10 protein-coding genes are annotated in these 13,218 nt (G+C 71.5%); 8 read left to right on the forward strand and 2 right to left on the reverse strand.

Annotated elements, in window-relative coordinates:
• Nucleotides 1-148 precede the first annotated feature (148 nt).
• From C8D93_RS00275 to C8D93_RS00310, 8 genes are read left to right on the forward strand one after another with little or no spacing between them, the layout of a single operon-like run.
• A complete protein-coding gene (locus tag C8D93_RS00275; RefSeq protein WP_211307128.1) occupies nt 149-1,627 on the forward strand; it encodes an amidase in 1,479 nt (492 codons plus the stop codon).
• A complete protein-coding gene (locus C8D93_RS00280) occupies nt 1,600-2,334 on the forward strand; it encodes a hotdog fold domain-containing protein (protein ID WP_110263177.1) in 735 nt (244 codons plus the stop codon). The genes C8D93_RS00275 and C8D93_RS00280 overlap by 28 nt, the downstream gene beginning before the upstream one ends.
• Nucleotides 2,327-5,131: a bifunctional [glutamate--ammonia ligase]-adenylyl-L-tyrosine phosphorylase/[glutamate--ammonia-ligase] adenylyltransferase gene (gene glnE, locus C8D93_RS00285; protein ID WP_110263178.1), complete on the forward strand. Its 2,805-nt coding sequence runs from the start codon at nt 2,327-2,329 to the stop codon at nt 5,129-5,131. The genes C8D93_RS00280 and glnE overlap by 8 nt, the downstream gene beginning before the upstream one ends.
• A 52-nt stretch (nt 5,132-5,183) precedes the next feature.
• Complete coding sequence (locus C8D93_RS00290; protein ID WP_110263179.1) at nt 5,184-5,846, forward strand: sulfotransferase family 2 domain-containing protein; 663 nt, start codon at nt 5,184-5,186, stop codon at nt 5,844-5,846.
• 2 nt (nt 5,847-5,848) lie between these two features.
• Nucleotides 5,849-7,666: an asparagine synthase (glutamine-hydrolyzing) gene (gene asnB, locus C8D93_RS00295; protein ID WP_110263180.1), complete on the forward strand. Its 1,818-nt coding sequence runs from the start codon at nt 5,849-5,851 to the stop codon at nt 7,664-7,666.
• Nucleotides 7,654-8,781 carry a glycosyltransferase gene (locus tag C8D93_RS00300; RefSeq protein WP_110263181.1) on the forward strand — a complete coding sequence of 376 codons (1,128 nt, stop codon included), beginning with the start codon at nt 7,654-7,656 and terminating at the stop codon, nt 8,779-8,781. Before asnB ends, C8D93_RS00300 begins: the two co-directional genes overlap by 13 nt.
• Nucleotides 8,778-9,917 (forward strand): glycosyltransferase, encoded by a 1,140-nt coding sequence (locus C8D93_RS00305; RefSeq protein WP_110263182.1) that lies wholly within the window; start codon nt 8,778-8,780, stop codon nt 9,915-9,917. The genes C8D93_RS00300 and C8D93_RS00305 overlap by 4 nt, the downstream gene beginning before the upstream one ends.
• Nucleotides 9,914-11,029, forward strand: coding sequence for a glycosyltransferase (locus tag C8D93_RS00310; protein WP_110263183.1), 1,116 nt, complete (start codon nt 9,914-9,916; stop codon nt 11,027-11,029). Before C8D93_RS00305 ends, C8D93_RS00310 begins: the two co-directional genes overlap by 4 nt.
• Here the strand turns inward: C8D93_RS00310 and C8D93_RS00315 are convergent.
• Together C8D93_RS00315 and C8D93_RS00320 are read right to left on the reverse strand one after the other, a co-directional pair.
• Complete coding sequence (locus C8D93_RS00315; RefSeq protein ID WP_110263184.1) at nt 10,981-12,087, reverse strand: glycosyltransferase family 4 protein; 1,107 nt, start codon at nt 12,085-12,087, stop codon at nt 10,981-10,983. The two genes, C8D93_RS00310 and C8D93_RS00315, sit on opposite strands and share 49 nt — an antisense overlap.
• Nucleotides 12,084-13,136, reverse strand: a complete 1,053-nt coding sequence (locus C8D93_RS00320; RefSeq protein WP_110263185.1) for a glycosyltransferase family 9 protein — start codon at nt 13,134-13,136, stop codon at nt 12,084-12,086. The genes C8D93_RS00315 and C8D93_RS00320 overlap by 4 nt, the downstream gene beginning before the upstream one ends.
• Between the last annotated feature and the right edge of the window lie 82 nt (nt 13,137-13,218).

The following is a 13,218-nucleotide window of genomic DNA, read 5'->3' on the forward strand; positions in this document are numbered from 1 at the left end:
GCGCTGCCTCTCGGCCGATAGTCCCGGCCATTGGCCTCGAATCAACGCGAAACCTGTCTCGAAATGGCTTTGCCGCGCCTGCGCGGTTCTACCGCCCGGGCTCCTTGCGGATACTCTATGGCGCCCTGTCCCGCGCCGCATCGTCCGCATGATCTCCGACGCCGATTACCGTGACCACGATGGCCTGGGCCTTGCCGCGCTGGTGGCGCGAGGCGAGGTGACGGCCGCCGAGCTGATCGAGGCCGCGATGGCGCGCGCCGAGGCGGTGAATCCGCAGATCAACGCGATCGTCATCCCGATGCACGAGCAGGCGCGGACGCGCGCGCGGCAGGCACTGGACGGGCCCTTCGCAGGTGTGCCGTTCCTGATCAAGGACATCATCCAGGATCATGCCGGCGTGCTCACCACCGCGGGCAGCCGCGCCATCGACTACGTGCCCGACGCGCATGCCGAGGTCACGGCGCGCTTCCTGGCCAGCGGCGTCGTGGTCTTCGGCAAGACCAGCACGCCGGAGCTGGCGCTCAAGGGCATCACCGAGTCGCAGCGCTGGGGGGCGACGCGCAACCCCTGGGATACGACGCGCACCCCCGGCGGGTCCAGCGGCGGCGCCGCGGCGGCAGTGGCGGCGGGCATCGTGCCGCTGGCAGGCGCCAACGACGGCGGCGGGTCGATCCGCATTCCCGCGGCCTGTTGCGGCCTGTTCGGCTTGCGGCCGTCGCGCGGCCGCGTGCCGCTGGGGCCACGCATCGGCGAGGCCTGGGAGGGGGCATCCTCGGATCTGGTCGTCTCGCGCAGCGTGCGCGACAGCGCCGCGATGCTCGATGCGATCCAGGGCGCGGACGTCGGTGCGCCGTTCGAGATCCGGTCTCCTGAGCGCCCCTATCTGGACGAGGTGACGCGCGAACCGGATCGGCTGCGTATCGCCTTCACGACGCGATCGCCGATCGACACCGAGGTCGATCCGGCCTGTGTGCGTGCGGTGACCGACACGGCAGCCTTACTGCAGTCGCTCGGCCACCACGTCGAGCAGGCCGAGCCCGGCATCGACGGTCTGCAGCTCGCGCAGGATTACCTGACGATGTACATGGGGCAGGTCTCGGCCGACATCGCGCACTGGGACGCCGTGGCCGGCGCACGCGAAGCCGACTTCGAGCCCGATACCCGGGTCCTGGGGCTGCTGGGGCGCACACTGCCGGCGCGCGACTACGTGCTCGCAAACCGGCGCTGGAACGACTACGCGCGCGCGCTCGGACGCTTCCACCAGCGCTACGCGCTGTATCTGACGCCGACGCTGGCCTGTCCGCCGGTGGCGATCGGCGCGCTGGCCTTGCCGCCCTGGCAGCGCATCGCCCAGAGCCTGTTGCTGGCCGCCGGCGCCGGCCGGCTGCTGCACGGCAGCGGTGTCGTCGAGCAGCTCGCGCGCGACAGTCTGGCCAAGGTGCCGTTCACGCAGCTGGCGAATCTCACGGGCACCCCGGCGATGTCGGTGCCGCTGTGGTCCACCGATGACGGCTTGCCGCTCGGTGTGCAGTTCATCGCCGCCTCCGGTCGCGAGGACCTGCTGTTCCAGCTCGCCGGCCAGCTCGAACGCGCGCGGCCGTGGGCGCAGCGCAGGCCGGCGCTGTGACCGTCGTCATTCCGGCGCGCTTCCGCGGCCCGACGCAGTCCGGCAACGGCGGCTACAGCTGCGGGCTGCTGGCGGAGGCGCTCGGCGGCGTCGCCGAGGTCACGTTGCGCGCGCCGCCGCCGCTCGATACGCCCCTGCACCGGACCATTGGCGACGATGGGGTGGCCCGCCTGGTGCATGACGGACAAACGATCGCAGAAGCGAAGCGCACCGACGGGCCGTGGCCGGCACCGCCGGCGGTGCCGGATGTCGAGACGATCGCGGCGGCGGAACACCGTTACGCCGGCCACCGCGCACACGACTACCCGGAATGCTTCGCCTGCGGCCCCGCGCGCGCGGCCGACGACGGCCTGTGCATCTTCAGCGGTCCCGTGGCCGACGGTGTCGTCGCTGCTCGCTGGCACGTCGACGCATCGCTGGCCGGCGCCGACTGCCGCGTGACGACGCCGGTGCTGTGGGCCGCGATCGACTGCGCCGGCTACTGGGCCGCCGTGGAGGGGCTTCCGGAGCGGCCACGGATGCTGCTCGGCCGCATGGCGGCGCGATTCACGGCGCCGGTGGCCGCCGGCGACACCTGCATCGTGCTCGGTTGGCGCGAACGCATCGACGGGCGCAAGCACCACGCCGGGACCGCGTTGTTCGGCATGCAGGGACACTGTCTCGGACAGAGCCGGCAGACCTGGATCGCGCTGCGTGGCGATGGCTGAGTGGGTCGACGCCGTGCGTGCGCGTCTCGCCGACGCGCCGGACATCGCCGCAGCGGTGCCGCGCGCGATCGCCGCGAGCCGCTTCCTCGACGCTGCGCTGCAGGCCCTGACCGCGGCCGACGATGCGCTGGGGGACTTCACGCGCGCCTACGCCGACGGCGAGACGCGGCGGCGTGTCGACGCGGTTCTCGAAGGTGTGGACACGCCGGACTCGGCCATGGCCGCGCTGCGGCGGCTGCGACGACGGCAGATGGCGCGCATCGCGCTGCGCGACCTCAGCGGCGCCGCGCCGCTGGACGAGACGCTGCACGACCTGTCGGACCTTGCGGACGCCTGCGTCGCCGCGGCGCTCGGCTTCGTCGAGCGCCGGCTGCAGGCGCGTCACGGCGTACCGCGCACGGCCGACGGTGTGCCGATCCGGCCGGTGGTGCTCGGCATGGGCAAGCTCGGCGGCCGCGAGCTGAATTTCTCGTCGGACATCGACCTGATCTTCTGCCACACCGACAGCGGCGAGACCGACGGTGCGCGCGCGCTCAGCAGCGACGAGTACTTCGCGAAGCTGGCACAGGAGACGACCAGGCTGCTGCTGGCGCAGACCGCCGACGGCTTCGTGTTCCGCGTCGACACGATGCTGCGGCCGTTCGGCTCGGCCGGCGCACTGTCCGCCTCGTTTCCGGCGCTGGAGGACTACTACCAGGTCCACGGCCGCGAATGGGAGCGCTACGCAATGATCAAGGCGCGGCCGGTGGCCGGCGATCTCGCGGCCGGCGAGCGGCTGCTGACCTTGCTGCGGCCGTTCGTCTACCGCCGCTATCTCGACTACAACGCGATCGGTGCACTGCGCGGACTCAAGCGCCTGATCGAGGACGAAGTGGCGCGCAAGGGGCTCGACGACAACATCAAGCTCGGCGCCGGCGGCATTCGCGAGATCGAGTTCATCGTGCAGTCGTTCCAGCTGGTGCGTGGCGGCGCCGAGGAACCGCTGCGTGATCACCGCCTGCGGCCGGTCCTGCGCTACCTCGGCGAGCAGGGCTACCTCGATGCCGGGACCGCGTCCCGGCTCGACGAGGCCTACGTCTTCCTGCGTCGCGTCGAGAACGCCATCCAGATGTATGCGGACCAGCAGACGCACGCGCTGCCGGAGCACGAGGCCGCGCGCGAGGCCCTACTCTGCGCGATGGGCTCCCGCGACTGGGCCACGCTGCAGTCGCGGCTCAACGAGGTCCGTGCCTATGTGCGCGAACAGTTCATGCTGGTTTTCGCCGCCGACGAGGACGACGAGGGCAGTGCGAGTCACAAGCTCGTGGCTGCCCTGTGGAGCGGCACGCTGACCGGCGACGCCGCGCTCGAGGCCCTCTACTCAGCGGGCTTTCGCGCGCGTCCGCAAGCGGTGCTGGCCGGTATCGAGGCCCTGCGTACGGTGCGCCTGGTGCGGGCGATGCGCGAGGCGACCGCGCGTCGCCTGCTGCAACTGCTCGCGCGCCTGGTCGACGAGTCGGCGGCGCAGGCCGATCCGGAAACGGCGCTGGTCCGCACGCTGCGCGTGATCGAGGCGATTGCCGGGCGCAGCAACTACCTCACGCTGCTGCGCGAATCGGACGCCGCGCGCACGGCCCTGTTGCGCCTGTGTCGCGCCAGCCCGTGGCTGACCGACTTCATCGCGCGATCGCCGATCGTGCTCGACAGCCTGCTCGATGCGCGCACGCTCTACGCACCGCCGGACCGCGACGAACTCGTCGACGAACTGCAACGACGCGCTGCCCCCCTGCAGCCGCCGGCCGACACCGAGCAGGCGATGAACCTGTTGCGCCACTACCAGCGCGAGATGACCTTGCGCGTGGCCGCCGCCGACCTGGTCGAGGCGCTGCCGCTGGTCCAGGTCAGTGACCGGCTGACCTGGCTCGCGGAGGTGATCGTCGCGCAGGCGCTGCGGTTCGCGTGGACCGAGATGCAGGCGCAGTACGGCGAGCCGCGGCGCACCGACGGCGCGTGTACCGGGTTCGCCGTCATCGCCTACGGCAAGTTCGGCGGGATCGAACTCGGCTACGGCTCCGATCTCGATCTGGTGTTCCTGCACGACTGCGACCAGCTCGACGCCGACAGCGTCGGTGGGACGCGATCCATCGACAACGGCACGTGGATGGCGCGTCTCGCGCAACGCCTGATCAACTGGCTGGCAACGCAGACGCCGGCCGGACGCGCCTACGAGGTCGACATGGAGTTGCGCCCGAACGGGCGGTCCGGCCTGCTGGTGAGCAGCGTCGACAGCTTCGGTGCCTATCAGCAGGAGGATGCGTGGACCTGGGAGCACCAGGCCCTGACCCGCGCACGCTGGGTCGCGGGCGACGAGCGCATCGGCCGGCATTTCGGGCAGATCCGCCGCGAGGTGCTGATGCGGGCGCGCGACGGCGACCGGCTGCGCGAGGACATCGTCGGCATGCGGCGGCGCATGCGCGGCGAGCTCGACAAGAGCAATGACGCCTGCTGGGACATCAAGCAGGGCGAGGGCGGCCTGATCGACATCGAGTTCATCACGCAGTACCTCGTGCTGCGCGATGCCCATCGCAACGAGGCGATCGTCTCGTTCAGCGACAACTGGCGTCAGCTCGATGCGCTGGCCCGCGCCGGCAGCATCGCCGTGGCCGATCGCGACGCGCTGATCGACAGCTACCGGCGCTACCGCGCCTGGGCGCATGAGCGTTCGCTGCAGCAGGCAGACGGACTCGCACCGGCCGGGGCTTTCGCCGAGCCGCGCGCCTGCGTGCGGCAGCTGTGGCAGACGATACTCGGCGACTGAGGGCTCGACGGACTGTCATGCGGCCCCGGCACAATAGGACGGTTCCACGCCGATGATCCTGTCGAACCGCTACAACTTCCTGTACGTCCACATTGCCAAGACCGGCGGCACCAGCGTGCGCGCCGCGCTGCGGCGTTTGCAGTGGCGGGACCCGTACTACCCGGCGCAGTGGCTATGCTCGCGCCTGTCGCACCTGACCGGCCATCGCATCGCCGCCAAGCTGCCGCGCCACGCCAAGATCGTCTGCGCCCAGGAGATGCTGCCGAGGGAGATGTTCGACGGTCTTTTCAAGTTCGCCTTCGTGCGCAACCCCTGGGACTTGCAGGTGTCGAGCTGGCACCACCTCAAGCGCGAGCGCCCGCATCTGCTCGAGGGACGCGAAAGCTTCGATGCCTTCACCCGCTGGAAGCTCGATCCGCAGAGGCCGTACCAGTATCACCTCGACACCGCGATCACGCCGCAGACGGACTATCTCGTCGATCTGCACGGCAGGCTGCTGACGAACTACCTCGGTCGCTACGAGCGCCTGCTTGAGGACTTCGATTACATCTGCCGCACGATCGGCGTGCCGACGCCGGCCCTGCCGCACAAGCGCCAGGCCACCGATCGCTCGAAGGACTACCGCAGCTACTACAGCGACGGGCTCGCGGAACTCGTGGGCCGGCATTTCGCCCGCGACGTCGAGATGCTCGGGTACCGCTTCGACGGGCCCTGACCATGTGTGGCATTGCCGGCATCGTGCTGCGGGAAGGCGTGGTTGACGAGGCCGATCTGCAGCGCATGGCGGCCGCGCTGACCCATCGCGGCCCCGAGGATTCCGGCGTGCACGTCGCGGGCCGGATCGGCCTGGCGCACACGCGGCTGGCGATCATCGACGTCGCCGGCGGACACCAGCCGCTGTTCGACGCATCGGGTCGCCATGCTCTGGTCTGCAACGGCGAAATCTACAACTACGTGGAGCTGCGCAGGGAGCTCGAGGCGCTCGGCGCCAGGCCGTCGACGCACTCGGATTCCGAGGTGGCCCTGCACGGCTATGCGCACTGGGGCAGCGACGCGTTCCGGAGGCTGCGCGGCATGTACGCCTTGGCGCTGCACGATCGCGAGGCGGACGCCCTGTGGCTGGTGCGCGACCGCCTCGGGATCAAGCCGCTGTATCTCGCGCGCCTGCCGGACCGCATCCTGTTCGCGTCCGAACTCAAGGCCCTGTTGCCGCTGCTGCCGGCGCGTCGCGTGCATGCCGGCGCCCTCGCGCAATACTTCCAGAACCAGCACGCCAGCGGCGCACCGACGGTCGTCGACTGGATCGAGCGCGTGCCGGCCGGCTGCGCGCTGCGCATCGGTCCCGACCTGTCGGTGGACACGCTGCGCTACTGGTCGCCGCTGGAGGTGCGCGCCCGGCACCGTCTGGCCTTCGATGACGCGGTTGCCGAGTGGGAGACGCTGTTCGCGCAGGTCATGCGCGAGCACATGCGTTCGGATGTGCCCTTCGGCCTGTTCCTCTCCGGCGGCGTCGATTCGGCCGTGCTGCTCGGTCAGTTGATGCGGCATCGCAGCGAGCCGGTGCGCACCTATTCGATCGGCTGGACCGATGCGCGGCAGCGCGACGAGCTGGACGAGGCGCAGGTCATCGCTGCCCGTTTCGGCGCCGAGCACCGCGCGATCCGCATGGACGCGCAGGCGGTGTTCCGGCGTCTGCCGCGCATGGTCTGGGCGGCCGACGACCTGATGCGCGACTACGCCAGCCTGCCGACGCTGGCCCTCGCCGAGGCCGCCGGTCGTGAGTTGAAGGTCGTGTTCAGCGGCGAGGGCGGCGACGAGGCCTTCGCCGGTTACGGCCGCTACCGTCCGGACTGGTTCGAGCGGCAGTACAAGGCACTGCGCCATCCGGGCAGTGGCGGGTTCCGCGTCCGGCCGGAACTCGATGCGGCATGGACGCGCTCGCTGTTCGCGCCGGAGTTGCAGGTCGCGTTGCGCCAGCACCGCGACCCGGTGGTGCGCGCGTGGCGCGAGACGCCGCCTGGCTGGAGCGATCTGCAAAGACGCCAGTACGCCGACCTGCAGACCAATCTGCAGGACGACCTGCTGGTCAAGGCCGACCGCATGCTGATGAGTTTCGGCGTCGAGGGGCGCGTGCCCTTCGTCGATCACCGTGTCGTCGAGTTCGGCCTGTCGCTGCCGGACGGGCTCAAGGTCTCGCGCCGCGGCGGCAAGCTGTTCCTCAGGCGCTGGGCCGAGTCCTTCGTGCCGCCGGATCACCTGTGGCGGCACAAGCGCGGCTTCCACGTACCGATCGGCGAATGGTTGCGCGGCAGCTTCCTCGAGCGGCTGGCGACGCTCCTGCCGCGCAGCGTCGCCGTGCGAGCCTGGTGCCGGACCGATACGGTCCGCGCCCTGCTGGCCAGACAGCAGCACCGTGGCGACGTGAGCCGCGAGGTGTTCAGCCTGCTGCAGTTCGCGATCTGGCACCGGCTGTTCATCGAGAACGGTCACCGAGCGCCGTCTGCCGAGGAGGATCCCCTCGAATGGATCGCGTAGACCGACGGCGCATCGCGATCTTCCTGTCGACCTCGGGGCACAGCGGCGTCGACCGGGCGATGCGCAACCTGATTCCGGCGCTTGCCGGGCGCGGCTATCGCATCGATCTGATCCGGGTGCGCCGCCATGGTCCGCACCTCGAACCGGTGCCGCCGGGCGTCCGTGTCATCGACAGCGGCGCGTCGACGACCTATCTGGCGCTGCCGGCACTGGCGCGCTACCTGCGCCGCGAGCGACCGGCGGTGCTGCTGTCGGACAAGGACCGGGTCAACCGCACCGCGTTGCTGGCGCGCTGGCTCGCACGCGCGTCGGGCACGCGGCTGATTCTGAGCTCGGGGACCACGGTCTCGGTCGACCTGCAGCATCGCGGCTTTTTCGAACGCGCGCTGCAGCGCTGGTCGATGGGCCGGCTCTACCGCCACGCCGACGCGGTGATCGTGCCCGGACGCGGCGTGGCCGACGACATGGCCGCCTACACCGGCCTGCCACGTGCGCGCATCCGCGTCGTGCCCAACCCGCTGGTGCCGCCGGTGCTGCTGCGCGAGCGGCCGTCGCCGCCGGAGCATCCGTGGTTCGAGGCCGGTGCGCCGCCGGTGATCCTCGGGGTCGGCGAGCTGTCGCCGCGCAAGGACTTCGCGACGCTGTTGCGCGCCTTCGCGCGACTGCGCGCACAGCGACCGTGCCGGCTGATGATCCTGGGCGAGGGGCGCGAGCGTACGCGGCTGCTGGCGCTGGCCGACGAGCTGGGCGTGGGCGAGGACGTCGCGCTGCCCGGTTTCGTCGACGGACCCTTCGCCTACATGGCGCACGCCGCGGTGTTCGCGCTGTGCTCGCGCTGGGAGGGCCTGCCGTCGGTGCCGGTGGAAGCCCTCGCTGCCGGAACGCCGGTGGTCGCCACCGATACGCCGGGCAGCCGCGAGATTCTCGAAGACGGCCACCTCGGACCGCTGGTGCCGATCGGCGACGAGACCGCACTGGCCACGGCGCTCGCCGCCGTGCTCGATGCGCCGCGCGACGAAGCCCGCCTGCGCGCCGCCGCCGCGCGTTACGAACACGAGTCCGCCACCAGCGGCTACCTCCAGGTCTTCGGTTTGGCCGAACGGGCGGAAGCATGACGGCGCCGATCGCGATCTACTCGAGCTTTCTGCGCAACCATGCGCGCAAGCCCTCGTCGGTGTCGCTGATCCAGCACGGCATCGACCGCTGGACGGTCGAGCTGGCCAATGCGCTCGCCGATGCCGGCGCGGCGGTGGACCTGCTGATCAAGAACGACGCGCCCGTGCCTGCCGCGCAGGCGATCCTGCACGACGGCGTGCGCCAGGTGGCAACGGGGTGCTCGCGGCTGCGCTCGTACGCGGCCTTGTGGGGCTATGTACGACGGCACCGTCCGCGCGTCCTGGTCGGCGGCCTGCGCCACGCGAACCGGCAGCTACTGCAGATTGGCAGCATGCTGCCGCGCACGCCCGTCGTGCTCAGCGTGCACGACCATCTGTCCAGCGTCCTCGCGCGCAGCGCCCCGGACGCGCGCGCCGCCTACCGCCGCGAACTGGCGCGCTATCGCGACGCCGATGCGCTCGCCTGCGTCAGTGCCGGCGTGCGCGACGACTTGCTGGCCCTGCTGCCTGGCCTGCCGCCGCAGCGTGTGCACGTGCTGCACAACCCGGTGAGGGTGCCGGACTGCGCGCGACCGTTGATGACCGCGGACGGGCGACGCGTGATCCTGGGCGCGGGGCGCCTGTCCGACGACAAGGGTTTCGACCGCCTGATCGATGCCTTTGCCCTGCTCGCGGAGGACCCCGGCCTGCAGCTGATGCTCTGCGGTGAGGGCACGCCGGCGCAGCGCCAGGCGCTGCAGCAGCGGGCGCGGGATCGCGGCCTGGGCGAACGCGTGGTGTTCGCCGGGCATGTCGACGATCTGGCCTGCCGGTATCGCGAGGCGGCGGTCTTCGTGCTGTCGTCACGGACCGAGGCGCTGCCGTACGTGCTGCTCGAGGCGATGGCCTGCGGTACGCCGGTGGTGGCCTTCGACTGCCCGACCGGGCCGGCGGAGATTCTCGACGGCGGGCGCTGCGGCGCGCTGGTCGCCGACGGCGACGTCGACGCCCTGGCACGGGCGATCCGCGACACGCTCGATGCGCCGGGCGACGCCGCACTGCGCCGCGCGCGCGCCGCCGAGTTCGCGCCGGCGCAGGTGGCGCGGCGCTGGCTGACGCTGATCGACGCCCTCGGCGAGCGGCGGGCCGCAGCATGAAGCGTCTGGCCGTACTCATCTCGTTTTCCGGCGACGGCGGCGTCGAGCGCATGGTCATCAACCTGTGCGCCGAGTTCGTCCGGCATGTCGAGGTCGACCTGCTCGCGATCCGCGCTGACGGCGGGCACGTCGAGCGCATCCCGTCGGCCGTCCGGCTGATCCGTCTCAAGGCACGTCATGCCTGGACGGCGGTGCCGGAGATCGAACGCTATCTGCGCGAGCGCCGGCCCGATGCCCTGCTCGTGGCCAAGGACCGCGCCGGCCGTGCCGCGATCCGGGCGCGGCGCCGGGCGGGCGCGCAGATGCCGCTGTGGATCCGCCTAGGCACGAACCTGTCCGCCGCGCTGGAGCGCCGCAACGCGTTCAACCGCTGGCTGCGGATCGCGCCGATGCGCCGCCTGTACCCGCTGGCCAGCGGCGTCATCGCCGTTTCGGAGGGGGTCAAGCGCGACACGCAGCGGGTGACCGGCTTGCCCGCCGGGCGCATCACCGTGATCCGCAACCCGGTGATCACGCCCATGCTGGCCGAGCACGCGGCCGAAGCCGTGCCGCACCCGTGGCTGGCCGACAAGCTGCAACCGGTCGTCGTGGGCATGGGACGCCTGACGCAGCAGAAGGATTTCCCGACGCTGCTGCGCGCCTTCGCCGCGCTGCAGCGCGAACGGCCTTCGCGCCTGATCCTGCTCGGCGAGGGCAAGGACCGCGAGGCCCTGGAGGCGCTGGCCGCCGAACTCGGCATCGGCGAGCGCGTGCTGTTCGCCGGGTTCCAGTCGAACCCCTATGCCTGGCTCGCCCGCGCCGACCTGTTCGTGCTCTCGTCGGCCTGGGAAGGCTCGCCGAATGCCCTGACCGAGGCGCTGGCGCTCGGCGTGCCGGCGGTGTCGACCGATTGCCCGAGCGGGCCGCAGGAGATTCTCGACGGCGGTCGCTACGGTGCGCTGGTGCCGGTCGGCGACGCGGCGGCGATGTGCCGGGCGATGTCGGCGACGCTGCAGGCGCCGCTGCCGCACAAGATGCTGTGCGCGGCTGTCGACGAGTACCGCGGCGAGACCAGTGCGCGGCGCTACCTTGCGGTGCTCGGACTGTCGGACGGCGACAGCAGTTCGCGGTAGACCGAGAGGTTGCCCTCGACCATCGCGTCCAGGGAGAACTCGCGTGCGATCAGCGCCCGTCCGCCGTCGCCGAGCTGCCGCCGCAGCGCGGCGTCGTTGCAGAGCCGCTCGACGGCCACGCGAAGCGCTTCGACGTCCCCGGGCGTGACCAGCAGACCGTTTTCGCCGTCGCGTACCGCCTCGGGCATGCCGCCGGCGCGGCTGGCGACGATCGGTACGCCGGCCGCTGCGGCCTGCAGCAAGGCCACGCCCAGGCCTTCCATGTATGCCGGGTGCACGAGCAGGTCGAGCGCGCCCATCCAGTCCGGCAGGTCGCGGCGGAAGCCGGCGAAATGCACGTCGTTCGTCAGCCCCAGACGCGCGACCTCGGCATTCAGCGCCTCGCGTTGCGGCCCCTGGCCGAAGCAGATCACGAAGGGTCTGCGCGACGGGGCCATGCGGGCCAGCGCCTCGAACAGCACGCGGTGCCCCTTGCGTTCGATGAGCTGCGCGGCAACGCCGGCGATGACGCGCGCCTCGGGGATGCCGAAGGCGGTGCACAGCTGCGTGCGCGGCGCCGGCCGTGTCCAGGCGCTGGCATCGACGGCGCTGCGGACCACGCGGATGCGTTGTGCATCGACGCCCTCGTCGCGCAGCACCGCGGCGATGCCCTCGGAGATGCAGATGACCCGCGCGTATCGGCGGTACTTCCACCGCGCCCAGAGACGGTGCTCCGGATTGTCGACACGGCGCGAGAGTACGGCCGGCACGGCGGCTGCCCTCGCCGCAAGCCCGCCGAGCACGTCGGCACCGCGGCGCGAGTGCAGGTGCACGAGCTGTGGCTGCTGCTCGGCAATGACGTGGCGCAGGCGGCCGATGAAAGCGAGATCCAGATCGCCTGCGCATGGCACCTCGACGACGTCGACCGGACTCTCGTGGAAGTGCGCGCCGATCGCCGCGCCCGGCGGACACACGAGGACGTTGTCGACGCCACGGCGCGCGAGGCCGTCGAGCAGGTAGGCAACCTGCTGCGCGCCGCCGTAGAGGTGCATGCCGGTTTCGACGTGGAGCACCCTCATGTCTGCGGCTCCAGCAGATGGCGGCCGGCATCCAGCACCCGCCGCGGGGTGAGCTGGCGCAGGCAGGTGTAGGCGCCGTCGCAGCTCGGGCGGCGCTTGCACGGTGCGCAGGGCAGTGCGTCGTACAGCACGGCGAGCGGCGACTCCGCGCCGCGCGTGTACGGGCAGGTGGACCCGAACAGCGCCACGGTCGGCGTGTGCACGGCGATGGCGATGTGCGTGAGGCCGGTGTCGACACCGATCGCGAGGCGCGCCTGCTGCAGCCAGGCGGGAAGATCGGCGAGGGCGGTGCGTCCGGAGAGGTCGATGCTCCCGGCCGGCATTCGCGCCGCCAGTGCTGCGGCCTGCGTACGGTCGCTCGGGCCGCCGAAGACGACGCACGGCCCGAGGCCCGACGCGGCGAGGTCATGGGCGAGCTGCACCCAGTGCGCGTCGGGCCAGTGCTTCTGTGGCCGCGTCGTGAACGGACACAGCGCAACGAAGCCGGGCTGCAGGCCGGCATCCCGCAGCGCCGTCGCCACGCGTGCCGCTGCCGCGTCGCCGACCGGCAGACGCGGGGGCGGCGCCGGGCTGCCGGTGAGATGCGCCGCCAGATGCCGGTATTCGGAGGCGATTGCCGCGATATCGCCGCCCTTGTCGATCCGCTCGTGCAGCAGGAAGCCCAGCGGCTCCTTGGAGCGAAAGCCGACGCGTCGCCGGCCGCCGGCCAGCCACGCGAGCCAGCGCGACTTCGCCAGGCCCTGCGCATCGACGACCCAGTCGTAGTCGCGGCTGCGCAGCTCGCGACGCAGCCGCAGCCAGGCGCGGGGCGAGGTCAGGGCCTGCCGCGATACCGCAATGGCGTTATCCAGACGCGGGTCGTCGCGCAGCAGGCCGCAGAAGCCGTCCTGCGCGAGCCAGTCGATGCGGGCCTCGGGGAAACAGCTGCGCAGGGCGTCGAGCAGGCTGCTGCAGAACACCAGGTCGCCGAGCGCCGACAGGCGCACGATCAGGATGCTGCGGGGAGCGGTGGGCGGCACGACGGTCCGGCGGGCGTGAACGGGCCGCATGATAGCCGCGTCGATCCCCCCTTTTGGCGACATCGGCCTTGCGACGGAGCCCCTATAATTGCCCGCTTCACGCTCCATCCTC

It is taken from the genome of Sinimarinibacterium flocculans, assembly GCF_003201205.1.
GTDB lineage: Bacteria > Pseudomonadota > Gammaproteobacteria > Nevskiales > Nevskiaceae > Solimonas > Solimonas flocculans.